At 38.4% G+C, this 4,644-nt stretch carries 4 protein-coding genes; all 4 read right to left on the bottom strand.

Annotation, left to right across the window (positions count from 1 at the left end; all coding sequences use genetic code 11):
* Positions 1-152: 152 nt before the first annotated feature.
* A complete protein-coding gene (locus K8S19_13630) occupies positions 153-1,775 on the bottom strand; it encodes a hypothetical protein (protein MCD4814718.1) in 1,623 nt (540 codons plus the stop codon).
* A gap of 20 nt (positions 1,776-1,795) precedes the next feature.
* The gene (locus K8S19_13625) at positions 1,796-2,467 is read right to left on the bottom strand and encodes a hypothetical protein (protein MCD4814717.1); all 672 of its coding nucleotides are present in this window, start codon (positions 2,465-2,467) and stop codon (positions 1,796-1,798) included.
* A gap of 76 nt (positions 2,468-2,543) precedes the next feature.
* The gene (locus tag K8S19_13620) at positions 2,544-3,134 is read right to left on the bottom strand and encodes a T9SS type A sorting domain-containing protein (protein MCD4814716.1); all 591 of its coding nucleotides are present in this window, start codon (positions 3,132-3,134) and stop codon (positions 2,544-2,546) included.
* A gap of 437 nt (positions 3,135-3,571) precedes the next feature.
* Positions 3,572-4,644 (bottom strand): hypothetical protein (locus K8S19_13615; protein MCD4814715.1); only part of this gene is annotated, 1,073 nt, incomplete at its 5' end.

Genomic DNA, 4,644 nt, shown 5'->3' with positions numbered 1-4,644 from the left:
CGTCACTCGTATTTGGGATTTAAAAATCCAGCTGAATATGAGAGGATGCGAAAAGTATCCTAAAATTATGTCCATTTTATCGAGGGAAGATCACACCGTCCCTCAAAATTCGAACAACGGGGTAAGGCCCTCAGTACCAAGTACAAATAAAATCATTTTTCAAACGCAATCGGTTTTGGACACAATTCCCATTTTATTTTTTCCGAATCTTTTTCCAGAATAATTGTATTTTTATCATCAATCGTTTCAGTTTTAAACCGTGTGGGGATTTTTATATAGAACTCCGAAGCTTCATAAGTTATATTCTGCGCGCCCCATTTTGTGCCGGCGATATAGGTCGGTTTTTTATTCAAGATGGAATACTCCAAATCATATTTGTTATGTCCCGGGACACTTTTTAACCCATACCACGATACAGCACCGCTTCGATCCGGCGGCAATTGTGCAATATACCGATCTGATTTTCCTAAAAAATCAATTGCATAAAAATCAGTATAATAAGGAACCGCACCGGCATAAAACACACCAACACTTGCATTCTTTTTTAAAATTTCATTGAGGTAAATTGCGGTGTTAATATTAGCTACATCGTCTTTCTTGGGTTCCTTTATATACACATGGCCTTGAATTAAAACTATTGAAATCGAGACCCCAAAAACAATCACCAATAACTTCGTGAACTGTTCAGATTTATTTTTTATATTGAATATATTTAGAAAATAATCCGCCAGCACGATTGAATCCATTAAAAGTATAAAATAAACATAGGGCATGTAGAGCACTAAAAAACGCCACCGCGAAAATGGATCACCACCAATATAAATGGTATATAAAAAATTAAAAACTATCACGGCAAATAACAGTAGTTTATAACGCGTCGGTTTGATGACCACGCTTAAAACCAGCAAAGCAAGCAACCATTTATATTCAGCAACAAATGAGGCGATATACGGAATTCCATTCAGGGATATTCTCTCAATGATACTCAACCCGGTGGCACGCAATATATAGGTATTGGGTACAAACGAACCATAGTAAGCAAGTCGGAATAGCTGAACAACCAAAAGAATTCCAACAAAAATGCCGGCGTGTTTCAAAAAACGCTTGATGGCAGTACGGTTTTTCCAATCAATATGCAACATGTGAAATGCAAACAGAATACCAGCTGTCACAATGGTATCAGGTCGGGTAACATAGGCCAATGCGAGTAAAACAACCCAAAAATATTTGGGTTGTTTTATATCCAGCAGCAAATAATAAATTGCCAAAACAATCAACAAAGATTGGAGTGCCATTTCACTGCCATTAACACTCCAATAAAACATGGGGAAATAAAGGAATGGAATGACAAAAGCAAAAACGCCAGTCACTTTTTCAAGTTTAAATTTCGTCTTACTATATAATTGCGGTAATCGCGAAAAAACGAAGCACATTAAAATCAGCAATATAACCGCAGAAATTTGCATCAAAAACGGCAGCATCCTTTTGCTTGAAAAAAACGCTAAAAAAGACGCATAAACCGCCCATAACAAATTGGTAATACCCTCAACGTGTTCACCGGCATTCCAAACCAAACCCTTGCCATGCGCAAAATTCCACGAATAACGAAGTGTGATAAGAAAATCATCAAAAATAGTAAAATAACGTTTACCATCAATCGCTTTAAAAGACAGATTCAGAATAATAAAAAAACCATACAATAAAAACAAGAGACCCATCAAAAGAACCTGGAATTCTTTTTTTATAAATGACCCTATACGCTCCGACACATTCATGAACCCCACCCTCTTAGTCTTTAATTTGCAAATTCAAAACCAATCGCCATCCAACTGAAACCTCTGGTGCCCTGCCTTTGACTTGAATTTTCCGGATCCCAGCTATATACGTTCGCTGTATTTTTATCAACAACTTCAATAGTTAATAATTCTCCACTTGAGGTGCTTGTGCCGGAAACCAAAACCACGGGATTGGAAGGACTGTCCTGAAACACATTTTGAAAACTGATGGCCACCTCACCGGTTGCACCTGTTATATTTGTCCCCATTATCATAATTGGCTTGGGAAGAAATCCACCCAAACTATCATATAAATCCAATCCATAAAATGCTCGCAATGCATACGGCACTCCTGCCAAAGGCTGTCTGGGTGTCATCTCACTGTCACCACCCACCTTGATGCCTAAATAATATTGAACATGAAAATCAAGATTCAACGGACTAATTTTCCCCAAAGCTACATTAAAATATCCGTTTTTAGTGTCCACATTATGATTTTCTGACCAGAGATAGTTACTCACCTCATCATCAATATTTAAATACAACTGGATGGTGATGGTATAATTCGCATCAGCAACCGGATTGCCGCTGATATCGGTCAACCGCCCCTGATAGTTCATGGTCTCGGGTACATCAGCCAATGCGTTTACCGTTAATGCAAAAAAAACAAATAGGAAACATAACTTTTTCATAATTATTTCCTCCTAAAAAATATTTATTTTAATAAAATCAGTTTTCGATTTTTCTTATGTGCTTGCACCGTGATATTCACTTGATTAAAGCAATTTTTTTGATCACAATTGTCGTCCTGCCATTGATCCCTCTGGCTTTGACCCGCATAATATACACACCATTGGCCAGGTTTGACATATTCCATTGCCAGTAATTTTTTCCGGCTGGTCTCATATCCCAGCGTTTGGAAATTACAAATTGATTACTGGTGGTATAGACCTTGATCTCAACATCAGCAGATTCGGCTAAATGATAATAAATATGCCCGATATGCCCGCGAATCGGATTGGGGGCGGCGTACACCCAATCTTTGCTTATGACTTCACTGCCAAATTGCCTGATTGGCGTGCCGGTAACTGTAATGGTCGGCGTCACAGTCGGGGTGGGCGGTAGGATATAATAATCATTGAAAAACCCAGTCTGGATCGAGTAAACACTGCCATACGACTGCCCAATCGCGCCTTCGCCCAAAGAATCCAGCATCATCTTACCTGATCCAGTATAGGTTGTGCCGGAAGCATTAATAATACTCTCGGTGATCATATAATTTGCTGATTGGGCGGCATATAACGTCAATGGTGCCAAACTAATGATAACAGTAATAATAAAATTCTTTATCTTGAACATATAATTCTCTCTCTGCTTTGTATCACATCAATTCTCATGTGCACAAAAACATTAACATACCGATTAGAGATGTTCCACCGCAATTTATTTGAAATAATTTCTACAGTCATAGATTGGGTACAAGTCTAAAATCCGGCGTTCCCTGGCTTTGGACTTGTATACTACTCCCCAATAACAAAAATCCGGATGTCAGGTGAATACTGTCTCTGTACAGTACACCCATTTACTTCGCAAGCGTTTTTTTCATTTCAATAACACTTATATAATATAGAATTGGTCCACTAAAATAAAAAAACATTCCAAACAAAAGCACACTCAACCAAAAATACTTTATGACCGTATTATTAAATACTTGCTTGTTCCAATGTGTAATTGTTACTCCAAGGATGTAAAGCATACTTATTATCGAAATCAATATCCAAATACCAGCAATAATTTCAGTAGGTGTAATGTTTTTCAAACTGCCCGAAAGAGAAATAGGCGACAATACTGAAATCATATAGCCAACTATCAGATTTAGTATCATAATTCTTTGGATTGTTTTCTTCATTTTTATTCCTCCTAAATGGTTTGAGTATTTTTTTTATTATTTTTTGTGGATGTATATGCGCTTCTCCAGTTATTCCAATGGGTGTTAATGGAAACTGAAATGTCCCGCCAAACTCTATCGCATTTTTGTTTACTTCAACACCTTTTTTATTCCAATAAATATCATATTCCCACTCCCCGGATTCTTTAGCTATTTTTAGACCTGCACCTAATATTTCTATTTCCCCTCCATAATATTCTTTTGTTTCAGGAACAATCTCGCCATCCTCCACAATATTTACATCACTATTTTTCATTCCAAGTTTAGCATGTCCGAGTGCACCAAGTTTTATATTACCAAAATAGCCCACACTCAAACCATATTTGGTACCATCTATCGTACCTGTATCACCATACTCCTTTTTTATTTTGTGCATTTTTTCCAGACCCTTATTTTTAAAATATTTATAGGAATATTTAACTTTATTCTCAGAGGAATAGTACTCCCTTGCCTGCCTCATTGTCCTGTTCGCTACATCCTTAACTGCCTTTCCCGCGTTCTTCGTAGCCTTTCCAGCTTTCTTTGCGAGTTCACTTGTCTTTTTTGCTGTATCTTTTGCTTTTTGCTTTAGTGTATCGGATGCTTTTTTAGCACCATCCGGTGCTGCTGCCAGGGCAGTGTTTTTGGCCAATCCGGCTGGACGTGTGTTGTTGTAAACATTTTTGACTTTATTCCAGAACCCCTGTTTTTCGCCGCCATCTATACCTTCTCCATTTTCATCTTGTTCATCCGCTTTTGCGGCCGGGTCACCCTCCGCATTCCCTGCCTTTGCCCCTTTTCCATCTCCGCCTTCTGCTTTCCCTTCACCGATCTCCACCCATGCTTGTGTGTCGGCATCCCAATAGCAATTTGGGGGCATGGGGACACGCCCGATCATGCCGCGGTCGGTGAGATCGGGTTTCTCTAATTCAGAAATATCTT

This window comes from bacterium, from assembly GCA_021108215.1.
Lineage (GTDB): Bacteria > Oederibacteriota > JAAXVQ01 > JAAXVQ01 > JAUVAV01 > JAIORK01.
Note: the sequence above shows the minus strand (reverse complement) of the source record. Positions and strands in the feature narration are given on the sequence as shown.